This is a genomic window from Nocardia huaxiensis, assembly GCF_013744875.1.
Taxonomy (GTDB): domain Bacteria; phylum Actinomycetota; class Actinomycetes; order Mycobacteriales; family Mycobacteriaceae; genus Nocardia; species Nocardia huaxiensis.
Map to the genome: position 1 here is coordinate 5467462 of NZ_CP059399.1, position 14855 is coordinate 5482316.

Consider the following 14855-nt stretch of genomic DNA (forward strand, 5'->3'; position numbering starts at 1 on the left):
GCAACAGCAGCCCGGTTAGTCATGTCCGCGGGCTGTACGCAGCCCGCATCGAATCACCTTGTGCACGTGCGGTTTTCGTACAGCCCTCCCCCAATTCGCAGGAGCTGTACCGTGAATTCCTTCACCGCCACCATCGCACGCAGCGACCGGCTCGCCGCCGACGTCACCGCCCACCCCGAACTGTTCCGCATCCTCACCGGCGAAAGACCGACCGGCGCACTGCATCTGGGCCACTACTTCGGCACCGTCGCCGAACGCGTGCGCCTGCACCAGCACGGTGTGGACACCTTCGTCATCCTGGCCGACTATCAGGTCATCACCGACCGCGACAGCATCGGCCAGGTGCGTGAGCACGTGCACAGTGCCGTGCTGGACTATGTGGCCGCCGGCCTCGACCCCGACCACGCCACGATCTTCACCCATTCGGCGATACCGGCGCTCAATCAGCTCATGCTGCCGCTGCTGAGCCTGGTGACCGAGGCCGAACTGCACCGCAATCCAACCGTGAAAGCCGAGCACGCGGCGTCCGAACGAGCGTTGAGCGGACTACTGCTCACCTATCCGGTGCATCAGGCCGCCGACATCCTGTCGTGCGCGGCGAACCTGGTGCCGGTGGGCAAGGACAATCTGCCGCACGTCGAACTCACGCGGCTGCTCGCGCGCCGATTCAACGACCGCTACGGCCCGGTCTTCCCCGAACCGCAGGCCCTGCTCACCGCCTCGCCCGAGGTGCCCGGACTCGACGGCCGCAAAATGTCGAAGAGCTACGGCAATGCCATCGCCCTGTCCATGACCGCCGACGAGACCGCGGCCCTGATCCGGCGCGCCCCCACCGATTCCGAACGGCGCATCAGCTTCGACCCGGACCAGCGGCCGGGAGTGTCGGCACTGCTGACCACCGCCGCACTGTGCACGGGCCGCGACGAACACGACATCGCCGACGAGATCGGCGACGCCGGGGCGAGCGCACTCAAGCGATTCACCACCGACGCGGTCAACGAACGCTTCGCCGAGCATCGGCGCAGGCGTGGCGAACTGGCACGCGATGCCGGGTTCGCCAGTCGCGTCCTGCGCGAAGGCAATCGGCGCGCCAACGAGATCGCCGAACACACCCTCGACCAGGTGCGGCACGCGATGGGAACGGTGTACTGACATGACCTCCGACCACCACCTGCAGGCCGCCGCCGATCTCGACGACATGCTGGTGACCTCCCGCTCGGCGGCCGAGTATCGCGCCATGTTCGCCCTCACCGACACCGATCTGGCCGGTTCGGTGCTCGACTGTTGTGCGGGCGGCGCGAGTTTCGCCGCCGAGACCGGCGACCGGGTGATCGCCGTCGACCCGATGTACGCACTCGAGGATCACGTGCTCGCGGCCCGGGTGCGTGCGGCCATCCGCGACGGCGACGCCATCATCGCCGCGCACGCGGACCGCTTCGAATGGACCTGGTACGGCGGCATCGAGCAGCGTCGCGTCCTGCGGCACGCAGCCGGGGAACGGTTCATCGCGGATCTGACCGCGCACCCCGACCGGTACGTGCCCGGTGCGCTGCCCGAATTGCCGTTCGTGACCGGCAGTTTCGACCTCGTGCTGTGCTCGCATCTGCTGTTCACCTGGTCCGACCGCTTCGACGAGGACTTCCACCGCCGCGCCCTGGCCGAACTGGTGCGCGTGGCCCGCCGCGAGGTCCGCATCTATCCACTGGTCGTGCAGGCCACCGGCGAACCGGTCGAGTATCTGGACCGGCTGTGCGAGGAACTGCGCGCCGACGGCCACGACGTCCGGTTGCAGCAGATCGCCTACCGATTCCAGCGTGGAGCCCAGGAAATGCTGCGCATCAGGCCGGCCACCGCCGACTGAGCCACACGGAAGCGATCACCGCACCCGATGCATCCAGGCATCGCAGGCAATGCGAAGGCCCGGAAACCGCAAGGTCTCCGGGCTTTCGCGTGCGGGTTCAGTTCTCGGCGTCGACCTTCGGGAAGGTCTGGGTGACCAGTGTGGTCAGCGAATCGCCGAGCAGCACGTGCACCTGTTCCCGAGTGAGGTTGCCGCGCACGATCCATTCGCGCCCGGCCGCCTTCACCAATCCGCCGTAGCAGCGCACCAGCGCGCGCAATTGCTCACTGTGCAGCGAATGCGACAACCCCATCATCTGCACCACCCGGTCGGCTGCGGCGCTGTCGGCCTCGTCGAGAATCCGCTGTACTTCCGGATCGTCGCCGATGCCTTCCAGACCGGTGACCTTCACCCAGGTGGTGCCGTGCTCGGAAATGGTGTCGAGCAGCCACTCCACGCTGGCGTCGACCCGTTCCTTGGTGCTGCCGGTCGGCACCAGCATGTGCTCGAGCCGCGGCAGCGTCACCATGCGGCGCACCACCGCCAGATACAGGTCGCGCTTGTTGCCGAAGTAGTGGTTGATCAGACCTCGCGCCACCCCGGCCCGCTGCGCGAGCTCGGCGGTGGACACGGCCGCATACGGGCGCTCGCCGAACATGTCGATGGCACACGACAGGATCTGCGCGCGCCGCTCGTCGGGTTCGAGGCGACGGCGACGCGACGGAGCGTCACCGGTGTCGGCAGCGGCGCTGCCCGACTCGGCCGCAGTGCCGCCGGCCGCCGGCTCGAGGGTGTCGCCGCCGGGCGTGGGCGGCATCTGGGTGTCAGAGTGAGCGGGCAATGAGGTCCTTCATCACCTCGTTGGCGCCCGCGAGGATCCGCAGGATCCGGGCGCCGGTGTACAGCTGGGCAATCGGGTATTCGGTCATGTATCCGTACCCGCCGAACAACTGCAGGCAACGATCCACCACATTACCGAGCTGATCGGTCAACCAGTACTTCGACATGGCCGCGGTCGGAATGTCCAGCTCACCGCGCAGGTGCTTGCTGATGCAGTCGTCGAGGAAGACACGTCCGACCTTGGCGATGGTCGCACACTCGGCGAGCTCGAACTTGGTGTTCTGCATGGCGAACAGCGGTTTGCCGAACGCTTCGCGGCCCTTGGTGTAGTCGACGGTCAGCTTGACCGCCGTCTCGGTCATGGCGACCGCGAGGATCGCGGTGACCAGTCGCTCCTGGGCCAGCATCTGCATCATCTGATAGAAGCCCTGGCCCTCGGCGGTGCCGAGCAGGTTCGAGGCCGGCACGCGCAGGCCGTCGAAGAACAGTTCGGCGGTGTCCTGACCCTTGCCGCCGATCTTGGACAGGATGCGGCCGCGCTTGAAACCGGGCGTCTCGTCGGAGACCTCGGCGAAGATCAGCGAGACACCGGCCGCGCCCTGGGTGGGGTCGGTCTTGACGGCGAGAATGATGCCGTCGCACAGCCAGCCGTTGGAGATGAAGATCTTCTGGCCGGTGATGACGTACTCGTCGCCCTCACGCACCGCGCGGGTCTTGATGTTCTGCAGGTCCGAGCCGGTGCCGGGTTCGGTCATGCCGATGGACAGCAGCATTTCCCCGCTGGCCGCCTTGGGCAGCACCCGGCGCTTGAGTTCCTCGGTGCCGAACTCGTGGATGTAGGGGGCGATGATCGAGGAGTGCACCGACATGCCCAGCGACCCGTCGCCGGCGTGGGTCTGGGCTTCGATGATGGCGGCCTCGTGGGCGAAAGTGCCGCCGCCGCCACCGTATTCGGCAGGGATGGCCGCGCACAGCAGGCCCAGTTCACCGGCCTTGCGGTAGAGGGCGCGGTCGGGATGGCCCTGGGCGATGAACTTCTCCTCGTGCGGGATCACCTCCTTCTCGAAGAAGGTGGTCGCCAGATCCCGTACCGCCTCGACCTCGTCGTCGCTCCATGCGGGGCGTGCCATCGCTCGTGTCCTTCGCTTGCCGTCGACTCACCGGCGCGGTGGCGCCGATGCTCACGGGACAAGGGTGCACCGCTATTGGCGTACTGTCAACAGAGCGTCACTGTCCGGCGGCACGGGACTGATTGACCTCGGCGAGCGTGCTGAAGATCGGCGTATCCGGATTCGCGTCGATGCCCTGGCGACGCAGGAAACCATCGATCATGCCCCACACCAGTTCCGTCGCCCGATCGATGAACTCCCCGGTCTGCTCCGTACTCGGCGTATCCGAATCCGACAACCACAGATCGGTCATGGCGATCACCGCACCGATCAGCGCCCGCGACAAATAGTCGATGCCATCGGTATCCAGCTCCACCGCCTCCGACACCGTCAACGCCATCTTGGTCAACCGGCGCGCGGCACTGCGACCCAAATCCAGTTGCAGCACACCCGAATCCGACTGCTGCAACACCGGCGCCTGACCCAGGAAACGAAAAACGTTGGGATGCTCCAGGATTCCGTGCGCGTACTGGGTGAACACCTTGTGCAGCGCGGTGCGCGGCGGCTGCAACATCAACGTCATATCGCTGCCGGCCGAGGCGAACGCCAGCTTCGACATGCGCGCGGCGATCTCGGTGAAAAGATCGCCCTTGTCGGCGAATTGGCGATACAGCCGCGGCTTGGTGATCCCGGCCTCGCGAGCGATGCGATCCATGCTCGGATGCGGACCATCGCGATCGATCACCCGGATCGCCGCATCCACGATGTCGTCGCGGGTCACCGTCCGCGGGGCCGTTTCGGCACTCATGCGAGCCACCCGCCGAGCGTAGCGTACCGGCAGTACGACGTCACCCCCGAGCGTTTCCACTGCTTACCACCGGGTAGTCGAGTGACAGAGGCCACAACCACGGTCCAGCACACAGCATTGCTTTCGCGCCGAGCGTACTGCGAGTATCGGTATCCGTACCGCCGGTACGCACCGGTGCGAGTGGGGTCGCACCGGCACGCACCGCGGTCCACATCGTGAACCGACCCCGGAAAGACACCGATGTCAGACGCAGCACGCCAGCTCGCCAGCACCCTGCAGGCCCCGCTCCCCGACGCCTTCCACCGGCTCCCGGACCCGGACCTCACCGAACTCGACCGACTTCTCAAAACCGCCCAGCGGCAACGCGGCGACAACCTCGACGCCGCCATCGAAACCTCCCTCGACTTCGTGCCGCGCCTCATGCGCCCGGCCGTCAAGAAAGCACTGGGACTATGAGCGAACACCTCGTCGCCGTCGCCGAAATCACCAAACTCGCCCGCCTGCTCGGCCTCACCGACCCCACCGAACTCGACTTCCTCGCCGACCTACCCCCAGCCGCCATCCGCGAATTCCGCGAACGCGCCACCGACCTGCTCTTCGACGCCGACACCAAACGACTCAAAGGCGTCGCCGCCGCCAGCAAACTCGTCCCCGTCGCCATCAGCTCCAAAATGGCCGAACGCGCCTTCGGACCCGTCCTGTGCGCCGCCGTCGCCAGCGCCGTCGAACCCGGCCGCGCCATCGACATCGCCAAAACCCTGTCACCGCGCTTCCTCGCCGAATGCTCCGTGCAACTCGACCCGCGCCGCACCGCCGCCATCATCGCCGCCGTACCCCCCAAAATGGTCGCCGACACCGCACGCGAACTACTCGCCCGCGGCGACCACATCACCATGGGCCGCTTCGTCCACGTCGTCCCAGAACCCGCCCTGCGCGCCGCCGCACCCATCATGAGCGACGTCGACCTACTGCGCATCGCCTTCCTGCTCGAAGACAAAACCGCCATCGACAATGTGCTGCACATAGTTTCCGACCGCGTGCCCGGCGTCATCCGCGCCGCCGCCGACCACGAAATGTGGGCCGAAGGCATCGACCTGCTCGACTCCATCGCACCCCACAACCGCGCCTGGATCGGCGACACCGCCGCCGGCCTCGGCGGCGACGTCCTCGACAAACTCATCCACGCCGTCCGCGACCTCGACGCCTGGGCCACCCTGCTGCCCATCACCAGCGCCATGAGCCACGACAGCCTGCGCCTGTTCGCCGAACGCCCCGCCGTCCACCACGAACACGTCCTCACCGCCATCATGGACACCGCACTCGACGACGGCCACTGGGCCAACCTGCTCCCCCTCGCACCACACCTGCCCACACCGCAACTCGCCTTCATCGCCGCCCGCGTCGCCGACAAATCCGACGAACGCCTCGGCGAACTCATCCGCGAAGCCGACACCGCCGGCCTGTGGGACGCCATGATCCCCGTCGCCCTCGCCATGACCGACGACAACCGCCGCCGCCTCGCCGGCCTGCCCGTCATGTCCGAAACCGACGTCCTGCGCGCCGTCATCACCAGCACCGCCGAACACGACCTCTGGTCACAGGCCCTGCCACTCGTCGACGCCCTGCCCGACGCCACCAAACCCACCCTCGCCGGCTGCATCGGCGACCTCACCCGCGAACAACTGCTCGCCGCCCTGCTCACCGCCTCCCGCGGCGACAATATTCACACCCTCGTCGACGTCGCCCTCGCACAAGACCAGCACGGCCGCGCCCGCGTCCTCGACATCATCGACGGCATGGACGACCTCGAAGAATTCCTCTCCGCCCTGCACCCCGGCACCCCGGACGTGGTCTGGCACGCCCTCGTCGAAGTCCGCGCCGAAATCCCCGCCAAACTCCTCGGCCTGCTCGCCGAACGCGCCGGCGAACTCGGCCACGACCACGTCGCCGCACAACTCGAACCCGCCACCGCCACAGCCTGATTCAGCCCACAGCCGTCGAGGCCCGGTCACCACGGTGACCGGGCCTCACGTGTTCGGATCACCTACGCGCGCGACCGCGCCACGACCGCGCATTCCACGAACGCCCCGCACCCACACCCGCCAGATGCAACGCCACCAGCAGCAACCCGAGAACCACCAGCGTCGCCTCGGTGATCTCCCCCAGCGACGCATCGAACAGATTGAACAGCAACGCCACACCGAACGACACGGCAGCAGCCATAGCCAACATGAGAACCTCCTGTATCGCTGCCCGAATACCCGCCACCGCGCCCGGCAACCACGATGCGACAATGGACGACGGCAAATCACCCCCGACGAAGGACAGCAGCACCCACCGATGGTCGAGAACAACACCCCGGCGCACCCGTCCGACTCCTCGGCCATCGACCCCGACGAGCTGGCCACCTGCCTGCGCGTCCTCGAACAAGCCGGGAAACTCGACAAAACCCACCCGGACTCCATCGCCGTGCAGCGCGCCGTCGGGCACATGTTCAAGAAACTCAAGCAGCGCAGGCGCATCGAAGCCCGCGACGCCGTCTCCGCCGCCGACAAGGCCGTCGTCGCCGCCACCGCCACCGGCTCACCCAACCGCATCGACGACGAAACCGCCGGAATCCCCATCAGTTCCAGCACCACCGGCACCGCCACCGCAGGCACCCTCATCCGGCCCCGGCCCTGCTACATCTGCAAACAGCGCTACACCCACGTCGACGCCTTCTACCACCAGCTCTGCCCCAGCTGCGCCGAAAAGAGCCACGCCAAACGCGACGCCCGCACCGACCTCACCGGCAAACGCGCCCTGCTCACCGGCGGCCGCGCCAAGATCGGCATGTACATCGCGCTGCGACTCCTGCGCGACGGCGCGCACACCACCATCACCACCCGCTTCCCCAACGACGCCATCCGCCGCTTCGCCGTCCAGCCCGACAGCGCCGACTGGCTGCACCGGCTGCGCATCGTCGGCATCGACCTGCGCGACCCCGCACAGGTCGTCGCCCTCGCCGACGACATCGCCGCCCAGGGCCCCCTCGACATCATCATCAACAATGCCGCGCAGACCGTACGCCGCTCGGCCGGGGCCTACAGCGCCCTCGTCGAAGCCGAGAACGGACCGCTGCCCGCGGGCGAACTGCCCGACGTCGTCACCTTCGGCAAGACCATGCAGGCGCACCCCACCGCGCTCACCGCATCGCTCACCCCCACGCTCACCGCCGACGACATCGCCGAACTCGCCCTCGTCGCGGGATCGGCCACGCCCGAACGCATTTCGGCCGGAGTCGCCATCGACGCCGGCGGGCTCGTGCCGGATCTCGCGCACACCAACAGCTGGGTGCAGACCGTCGGCGAGGTCGACGCCACCGAACTGCTCGAAGTGCAGCTGTGCAACTCGACCGCGCCGTTCATCCTCATCTCGCGACTGCGTGCGGCCATGGCGGCCTCGCCGGCGCGACGCAAGTACGTCGTGAACGTCTCCGCCATGGAAGGCGTCTTCGAGCGCGGCTACAAGGGACCGGGCCACCCGCACACCAATATGGCCAAGGCCGCGCTGAACATGCTCACCCGCACCAGCGCCCGCGAAATGTTCGACGCCGACCGGATTCTCATGACCGCGGTCGACACCGGCTGGATCACCGACGAGCGACCGCACTACACCAAGATCCGGCTCGCCGAGGAAGGCTTCCACGCCCCGCTCGACCTGGTCGACGGCGCCGCGCGGGTGTACGACCCCATCGTGCGCGGCGAGAGCGGCGAAGACCTGTTCGGCTGTTTCTTGAAAGACTACGAACCCTCCAACTGGTAACCGGCACAACCGGACCCGCCCCTCGCCTCTTTGCTGTTTTTAAGGGTGAGGCGGCGGGTTCGGCTGTATGTGATGAAGGTTGGATTATATAGTTAGATGCGCATATCTGCGTATAGATATGGCTTAGATTGTCATGGGAAGAGGCCTTCGGATTCTTGGATCCTGAGGCGGTGGATTGTGATGTCGACTCGGCCTCAACGACTTTCGGGGGCTGCGGCCGGTTTCGACACCCCTCCCCTTCCATGCGAACGAATGCATATCTGCATGTAGGTATGTAGCCGACTGCCTCTCCCCTCCCCCTCCTATCCTGGGAGCATGCTCTACCGGGTACTGGCCGATGTGACCGCGGGCGCGCATTTCGCGTTCGTGGCCTATGTGGTGGTCGGCGGGTTCGTCGCGTGGCGGTGGCCGCGGACCATCTGGCTGCATCTACTCGCGGTGGCGTGGGGGTTCAGCACCGTCCTGATCGGATTCGACTGTCCGCTCACCGATTTGGAGGATTGGGCGCGACACCGCGCCGGGCAGGCCGGATTGCCGCCCAGCGGGTTCATCGACCACTACATCACCGGGGTGATCTATCCGCGGGAGGCGCTCGAAGAGGTGCGATTCGCCGTAGCGGTGTGCGTCGTCGTGTCCTGGGTGGGGTGGTTCTGGTTGTCGAGGCGGCGGGCGACCAAATCCGCGACGGCGGGGATGTTCTCGGGCAGATCGAGGTAGAAGTGGCCGCCGTCGAAGGTGGCCCGCTGGAAATCGGCGGTGGTGTACGCGCTCCACTCCCCCGCCTGTTCGACGGACACCGTCGGGTCGGCGGTGCTGATCAGCGCGGTGATCGGGCAGCTCAGGGGGTCGCCGGCGCGGTAGCGGTAGGTTTCGACGGCCTGGTAGTCGGCGCGCAGCGCGGGCAGTACCAGTTCGGCCAGGCTCGGTTCGGAGCGCAGGAGCGCGACCGGTCCGGGATCGTTGGCGAGGCGTTCCACTTCGGCGATGAGGCCCTCGTCCGGCCCCTCGTGCAGACGGCCCGTGGCCGCCGAAGCCGGTGCGGTGCGGCCGGATACGAACAGGTGGAGCGGCGGCCGGCCAGCGGCCTGGAGGCGGCGGGCGGTCTCGTAGGCGACGGTGGCGCCCATGCTGTGCCCGAACAGCGCCACGCGGGTGGTGTCCGGCCAGCCGAGCAGATCCTGTGCCGTGCGTTCGGCCAGCTCGGCGAGGTCGGTGACCAGCGGCTCGCCGAGCCGGTCCTGGCGGCCCGGGTACTGGACGGCGAAAACCGCGGTGCCCGAGCCGAATCGCTGCGCCAGCAACCGGTAGGCGGTGGCCGATCCGCCACCGGGCGGGAAGCACACCAGGACCGTGCGCACGTCCGGATCGGGTCGCAGGGCGCGCAACCAGTCGGTGCCGGTGAGATTTGCCACCACGGGGAAGCCTCCTTCGGGGATTACTGTCGATCTGGTGGATACGAACGCAGCGCTCGTCCGCGACTACGAAGCCGGCGCCGGGGTCACCCCCTCGAGTATGACGCTGCCCGATCCGGGCGCGAATCTGGCTGCGACACTTCCCGTGTGGTCCCTGGCCGCGGGTTCGGTGGCGGCCTTCGCGGCGGCGGCCGAACGACGGCGGCTCGCGTGCGGGCTGCAGCCGCTGGCGACCGGGCTCGAGCCGGGCCGGATCGCGGCGGCGTTCTCGAGCGACAAGCTCTTCCGGATCGACGGTGCGGCCATCGACCAGTTCGCCGAACTGTCCGGATTCTTCCGCGCCGAAGACGCCTGGGTGCGAACGCATGCCAACTACTCGCATCATCGCGCGCGGCTGCTCACGGTGCTCGGGCTGCCCGCGGAGGCCGATCGTGAGACGGTGATCGCGCGCATCGCACAACTGCCCGCCGTCGAGATCGAGGAGCGAGCGGCCGAACTCGGGGCGATTGCGGTGCGGGTGCGCACCGAGCAGGAGTGGGCCGACAGCCCCATGGGCAAGGCGGCCGCGGACGGGCCGCTGGTGGCCATCGAACGGCGGGCCGACACCGGCGTCCACGAAACCGATTCCGGCGCAACGCAGATGCTGCCGCTGCGGGGTGTGCGGGTGCTGGATTTGACCCGGGTGATCGCCGGGCCCGTCGCCACCCGCGCGCTCGGGCTGCTGGGCGCGGAAGTCATCCGGGTGGATCCGCCGCAGCTGCCGGAGATCGAGTGGCAGTACCTCGACAGCTGCCAGGGGAAGCGATCGATTCGACTGGATCTGCGCCGAGATCTGCCGATCTTCAGCGAATTGCTCAGTGCGGCAGATATTCTCGTCACCGGATACCGCCCCGGTGCGCTGGAGCGGCTGGGAGTGCATGCGGCCGAAATCCGGCCGGGCATCATTCACGGCAGCGTCAGCGCGTGGGGTGCGCAGGGCCCGTGGAGCGGGCGGCGCGGGTTCGACAGCATTGTGCAGGCCGCCTCGGGAATCTCGCTTCTCGAAGGCGCACAACAGAATTCACGATCCGGCGAACCACTGGGAGCCCTCCCGGCGCAAGCACTCGACCACGGCAGCGGGTACCTCCTCGCCGCCGGGATTCTCGACGCCCTGACCGCGCGCGAGCACGACGGTCACGGCCGGGATGTGCGAGTCGCGTTGGCGCGCACCGGATCCTGGTTGCTCGCCGCCCCCAGCCGGACGCCGTCGCACCCGTCCGCGCAGGTGCCCGACGTTCGCTACACGGTAACTCACGGCGCGGTAACGACCGCCGGACCGGCCATTTCGGAGTATCCGGACTACGCCTGGCCGGCCCCGCCGTACGGCTCCGACCTCCCCGAATGGGCACCCCGACCGGACGGTTTGCTGGCGTAACACAAAACGTCATGACCATCTGTGCACACACTCGCAAGCGCATCGGCGAATATGTGAATTCCCTTCGTACAGCCGGTTTTTGTGTCGTTAATAGATGAGATCCTGGAACCGACATGGTGATTACCGACAGTTTTGCCGGTACGCGGATGGAGGACGTCATCGTGGACACAACCACTCCCCTTTTTGCCGCCCAGGAGGCCGGCGCAACCAGAGTGGGACGTAGGGAGTGGGCCGGGTTGGCGGTGCTCGCTCTGGCGTGCCTGGTGTATTCCATGGACCTCACGGTCCTGCACCTGGCCGTCCCGCAGATCAGCGCCGAGCTCCGCCCGACCAGCTCCCAATTGCTCTGGATCATCGACGTTTACGGCTTTCTGGTGGCAGGGCTGCTGCTCACCATGGGAACCATCGGAGACCGCATAGGCAGACGACGACTATTGATGATCGGCGCCGCGGCCTTCGCCGTGGTGTCGATCATCGCCGCGTTCGCCCCGTCCGCGCCCGTGCTCATCGCCTGCCGCGCCCTGCTCGGGGTCGCCGGGGCCACACTGGCGCCCTCCACCCTGTCTTTGATCTTCACCATGTTTCCCAATCCGGCGCAGCGCTCGATCGCGGTCGGGGTGTGGGTCGGCTCGTATTCGGTGGGCGGTTCGATCGGCCCGCTGGCCGGCGGCCTGATGCTCGAGAACTTCTGGTGGGGTGCGGTGTTCCTGCTGGCAGTGCCGGTCATGGTGCTGCTCATCGTGCTCGCGCCGCGCGTGCTGCCGGAGTTCCGCGATCCCGATGCGGGGCGGCTGGATCTGGTCAGCGCGGCCATGTGCACGGGCGCGGTGCTGCTGCTGGTGTTCGGGATGAAGCAGGCCGCGCAGGACGGGTTCCGGACGCCCGCGCTCACCGCGCTGCTGACCGGAATCGTCATCGGCACCATGTTCGTGCGGCGGCAGTTGACGGTGCCCGAACCCATGCTGGATCTGCGATTGTTCCGGCTGGGCAGTTTCCGCACCGCGCTGACCATCAATATGGTCGCCATTTTCGTGGCGTTCGGATACTTCCTGTTCGTGGGGCAGTACTTCCAGCTGGTTTTGGGAATGTCACCGTTGCGTGCCGGAATCTGCACCATACCAGCGGGTTTGGGATTTATGATCGGATCACAGCTCGGACCGCGCATCGTGAAACATGTGCGGCCCGCGTATATGATCGGCGTCGGCATGGCCATGGCCGCCGGCGGGTTGCTGCTGCTGACGCGCATCGCGGTGGACGGCGGGGTGGGCATCACCATCGCCGCGTCCCTGCTCGTATCCTTCGGGCTCGCACCGGTTTTCGGCATCACCACCGAGCTGATCGTGGGTACCGCGCCGCCGGAGCAGGCCGGGGCGGCCTCCGGCCTGTCCGAGACGGGAGCCGAATTCGGTGGTGCACTGGGGATCTCGATTCTCGGCAGCATCAGCATCGCCATCTATCGCGCCGAGCTGGCCACCACGCTGCCCTACGGCCTGCGCGATGCGGACGCCTCCAGCGTCCGCGACACCCTCGGCGCGGCCATGGAGGTCGCGCATGCGGTGCCCGGCAATCTCGGTGCGGCAGTAGCCGATTCGGCCAGGCAGGCGTTCCTCACCGGGATGCACCTGACCTCCGCCATCGCCGCCGGCGCGGCCCTGGTATTGGCCTTCATCGCCGTGACGAGGTTGCGGCACATTCCACCTGGGTGAGCCGACGGTGTCGTGGGGCGTGTCAGCACCCGCGCAGCGCCCGCACCGCGGTCACCAGATCCTCACCGGACAGCTGCTCGGCGGTCGGCGCGATGAGCGATTGCATGGCCAGCCCCTGGAACAGAATGAACAGCAGCCGGCCCACGGCCTGGGACTGTTCCGCCGACAGCTCCGGATACACCTCCCGCAGCGTGACCGCCATGTCGCCGAGGGCTTTGGCGGTCGCCTCGGCCATGTAGATCTGCGCTTCGGGATCCCGGGAGATCTGCACGCCGTTCTCAGCGCTGAGTATGAGCGATTCCCGATTGTTGTAGGCCACGTCGACGAAGCCGTTCCAGGTGTTCGCGAGCGCGTCCCACGGAGTCTGCCCCTCCCCCGCATCCCGGATCGCGGCTTCGATGCCGTCTCCGATATCGGAGCCGACGCCCTCGGTGAGCGTCTCCATGACGAGGCGGTCCTTGGAGCCGAAGTGATAGCCGATGGCGGCGAGGCTGACACCGGCGGCATTGGCGATATCGCGGGCGGTGACCTTGGCGAGGCCGCGCTCCAGGATGGCCTGGCGGGCGCCCGCCAGGAGATCTTCTCGGTTTCCCATAACCGCACCCTACCAGCGTCTTAGACATTTGTTCTAGACAGCTGTGCGAGAGTCTGTTAGACATATGTCTTAGACAGACGTTCTTCTCCGAGGGAGTACCGAAATGAGCACCACCACCAACCTCCGCATCCTGGTCGCCGGCGGCGGCATCGCAGGCAACGCCGTTGCACTGCAACTGGTTCGGGCCGGCGTCGCGGTCACCGTCGTAGAGCGCGCCGAGACCCCGCGGCCCGGCGGCCAGGCCGTCGACCTGCGCGGTCCCAGCCGCATGGTGGCCGAGCGCATGGGCCTGATGGAGGGCATCCGCAAGTACCAGCTGCAGGAGGAGGCCATGCTGCTGGTCGACCGCAAGGGCGCGGAGATCTACCGCATGGGCGCCGACATGTTCGACGGCAAGGGCCCGGTCGCCGATATCGAGATCTCCCGCGGAGATCTCAACAATGTCCTGCTCACCGAACTCGCCGCCGCCGCAGGCGAACTCGACTACCGCTACGGCGAGTGGGTCGAGGGCCTGACGCAGGACGAGACCGGAGTCGCGGTCACCTTCGCCTCCGGCGCGGTCGAGCGTTTCGACCTGGTGATCGGCGCGGACGGCGTGCACTCGGCCACGCGCCGAATGGCTTTCGGCCCCGAGGAGCAGTTCGCCACCTACCTGGGCGGCTACATGTCCTTCTACACCATCGACACCCCGGCCGGGGTGAACCCGGAGTGGATGACCATCCACCCGGTGCCCAGCGCCTCGGTGGGCGTGCGCGCCGACGCCGATCCGGCCACTTCCAAGGCCATCATCACGCTGCGCACCGAACAGAATCCGGCGCTGCGCCGCGATGTGGCCGCGCAACAGCAGCTGATTCGCGACATGCTCGCCGGGGCGGGCTGGAAAGCGCCGGAGATCCTGGCCGCCATGGATTCCACGCCCGACTTCTACTTCGACGAACTCGTGCGCATCGACATGCCGACGCTCTCGGCCGGCCGGGTCACCCTGCTGGGTGATTCCGCGTTCTGCGGCTCCCCCATGACCGGCATGGGCACCGCCATGGCCATTGTGGGCGCTTACGTGCTCGCCGGTGAAATCGCGTCCACCCCGGGCGATCTCGCGGCCGCACTCGCCCGCTACGAGGAGATCGTCACCCCGTTCCTGGCCAAGGCCAAGGAGATTCCGGGCGGCGGCATCAAGATGATGCTGCCCACCTCCGAATTCGGGCTGAAGGCGGCGCAGTTGATGGGCAAGCTCATGACCACCAAGATCATGCGCCCGGTCATGATGAAGATGCTGGACCAGACCGAGGACTACGTGCTGCCGGAGTACTGATCGGTACCCACTAGT

The 14855-nt window shown here is 67.3% G+C and carries 14 protein-coding genes and 1 pseudogene; 9 read left to right on the forward strand and 6 right to left on the reverse strand.

The window, feature by feature from the left end; genetic code table 11:
• Positions 1-111 precede the first annotated feature (111 nt).
• Entirely contained in the window at positions 112-1152 is a 1041-nt protein-coding gene (gene trpS, locus H0264_RS24645; RefSeq protein ID WP_244975936.1) for a tryptophan--tRNA ligase, read from the forward strand.
• A gap of 1 nt (position 1153) precedes the next feature.
• Positions 1154-1861, forward strand: a complete 708-nt coding sequence (locus tag H0264_RS24650) for a methyltransferase domain-containing protein (protein WP_220139835.1) — start codon at positions 1154-1156, stop codon at positions 1859-1861.
• A 97-nt stretch (positions 1862-1958) separates the two neighbouring features.
• Here the strand turns inward: H0264_RS24650 and H0264_RS24655 are convergent, their stop codons facing one another.
• From H0264_RS24655 to H0264_RS24665, 3 genes are all read right to left on the reverse strand, one after another.
• Entirely contained in the window at positions 1959-2681 is a 723-nt protein-coding gene (locus H0264_RS24655; RefSeq protein WP_231085380.1) for a TetR/AcrR family transcriptional regulator, read from the reverse strand.
• Positions 2665-3810 carry an acyl-CoA dehydrogenase family protein gene (locus tag H0264_RS24660; protein ID WP_181579743.1) on the reverse strand — a complete coding sequence of 382 codons (1146 nt, stop codon included), beginning with the start codon at positions 3808-3810 and terminating at the stop codon, positions 2665-2667. The genes H0264_RS24655 and H0264_RS24660 overlap by 17 nt, the downstream gene beginning before the upstream one ends.
• Positions 3811-3907: 97 nt before the next feature.
• Positions 3908-4597, reverse strand: coding sequence for a TetR/AcrR family transcriptional regulator (locus tag H0264_RS24665; RefSeq protein WP_181579744.1), 690 nt, complete (start codon positions 4595-4597; stop codon positions 3908-3910).
• A 240-nt stretch (positions 4598-4837) separates the two neighbouring features.
• On the opposite strand from H0264_RS24665, the gene H0264_RS24670 reads away from it, so the two are divergent.
• The gene (locus H0264_RS24670) at positions 4838-5053 is read left to right on the forward strand and encodes a hypothetical protein (protein ID WP_181579745.1); all 216 of its coding nucleotides are present in this window, start codon (positions 4838-4840) and stop codon (positions 5051-5053) included.
• Positions 5050-6579: a hypothetical protein gene (locus H0264_RS24675; protein ID WP_181579746.1), complete on the forward strand. Its 1530-nt coding sequence runs from the start codon at positions 5050-5052 to the stop codon at positions 6577-6579. Before H0264_RS24670 ends, H0264_RS24675 begins: the two co-directional genes overlap by 4 nt.
• Before the next feature lie 58 nt (positions 6580-6637).
• On the opposite strand, the gene H0264_RS24680 is transcribed toward H0264_RS24675, so the two are convergent.
• Positions 6638-6931 carry a hypothetical protein gene (locus H0264_RS24680; RefSeq protein WP_231085378.1) on the reverse strand — a complete coding sequence of 98 codons (294 nt, stop codon included), beginning with the start codon at positions 6929-6931 and terminating at the stop codon, positions 6638-6640.
• A 6-nt stretch (positions 6932-6937) separates the two neighbouring features.
• Between H0264_RS24680 and H0264_RS24685 the strand changes: the two genes are divergently transcribed.
• Together H0264_RS24685 and H0264_RS24690 are read left to right on the forward strand one after the other, a co-directional pair.
• Entirely contained in the window at positions 6938-8401 is a 1464-nt protein-coding gene (locus H0264_RS24685; protein ID WP_181579747.1) for an SDR family NAD(P)-dependent oxidoreductase, read from the forward strand.
• A gap of 315 nt (positions 8402-8716) precedes the next feature.
• Complete coding sequence (locus H0264_RS24690) at positions 8717-9118, forward strand: DUF2784 domain-containing protein (RefSeq protein WP_231085376.1); 402 nt, start codon at positions 8717-8719, stop codon at positions 9116-9118.
• Here the strand turns inward: H0264_RS24690 and H0264_RS24695 are convergent.
• Positions 9115-9816 (reverse strand): annotated as a pseudogene (locus H0264_RS24695) (thioesterase II family protein); the annotation flags it as partial. The gene H0264_RS24690 and the pseudogene H0264_RS24695 overlap by 4 nt on opposite strands.
• Before the next feature lie 34 nt (positions 9817-9850).
• Between H0264_RS24695 and H0264_RS24700 the strand changes: the two are divergent.
• Entirely contained in the window at positions 9851-11227 is a 1377-nt protein-coding gene (locus H0264_RS24700; protein ID WP_244975937.1) for a CoA transferase, read from the forward strand.
• Between the two features lie 161 nt (positions 11228-11388).
• On the forward strand, positions 11389-12933 hold the full coding sequence (locus tag H0264_RS24705) for an MFS transporter (protein ID WP_244975938.1): 1545 nt from the start codon (positions 11389-11391) through the stop codon (positions 12931-12933).
• A 22-nt stretch (positions 12934-12955) separates the two neighbouring features.
• Here H0264_RS24705 and H0264_RS24710 read toward each other — a convergent pair whose 3' ends face one another.
• Positions 12956-13528: a TetR/AcrR family transcriptional regulator gene (locus H0264_RS24710; RefSeq protein WP_181579749.1), complete on the reverse strand. Its 573-nt coding sequence runs from the start codon at positions 13526-13528 to the stop codon at positions 12956-12958.
• Between the two features lie 103 nt (positions 13529-13631).
• Between H0264_RS24710 and H0264_RS24715 the strand changes: the two genes are divergently transcribed.
• Entirely contained in the window at positions 13632-14840 is a 1209-nt protein-coding gene (locus H0264_RS24715; protein WP_181579750.1) for an FAD-dependent monooxygenase, read from the forward strand.
• Positions 14841-14855 lie beyond the last annotated feature (15 nt).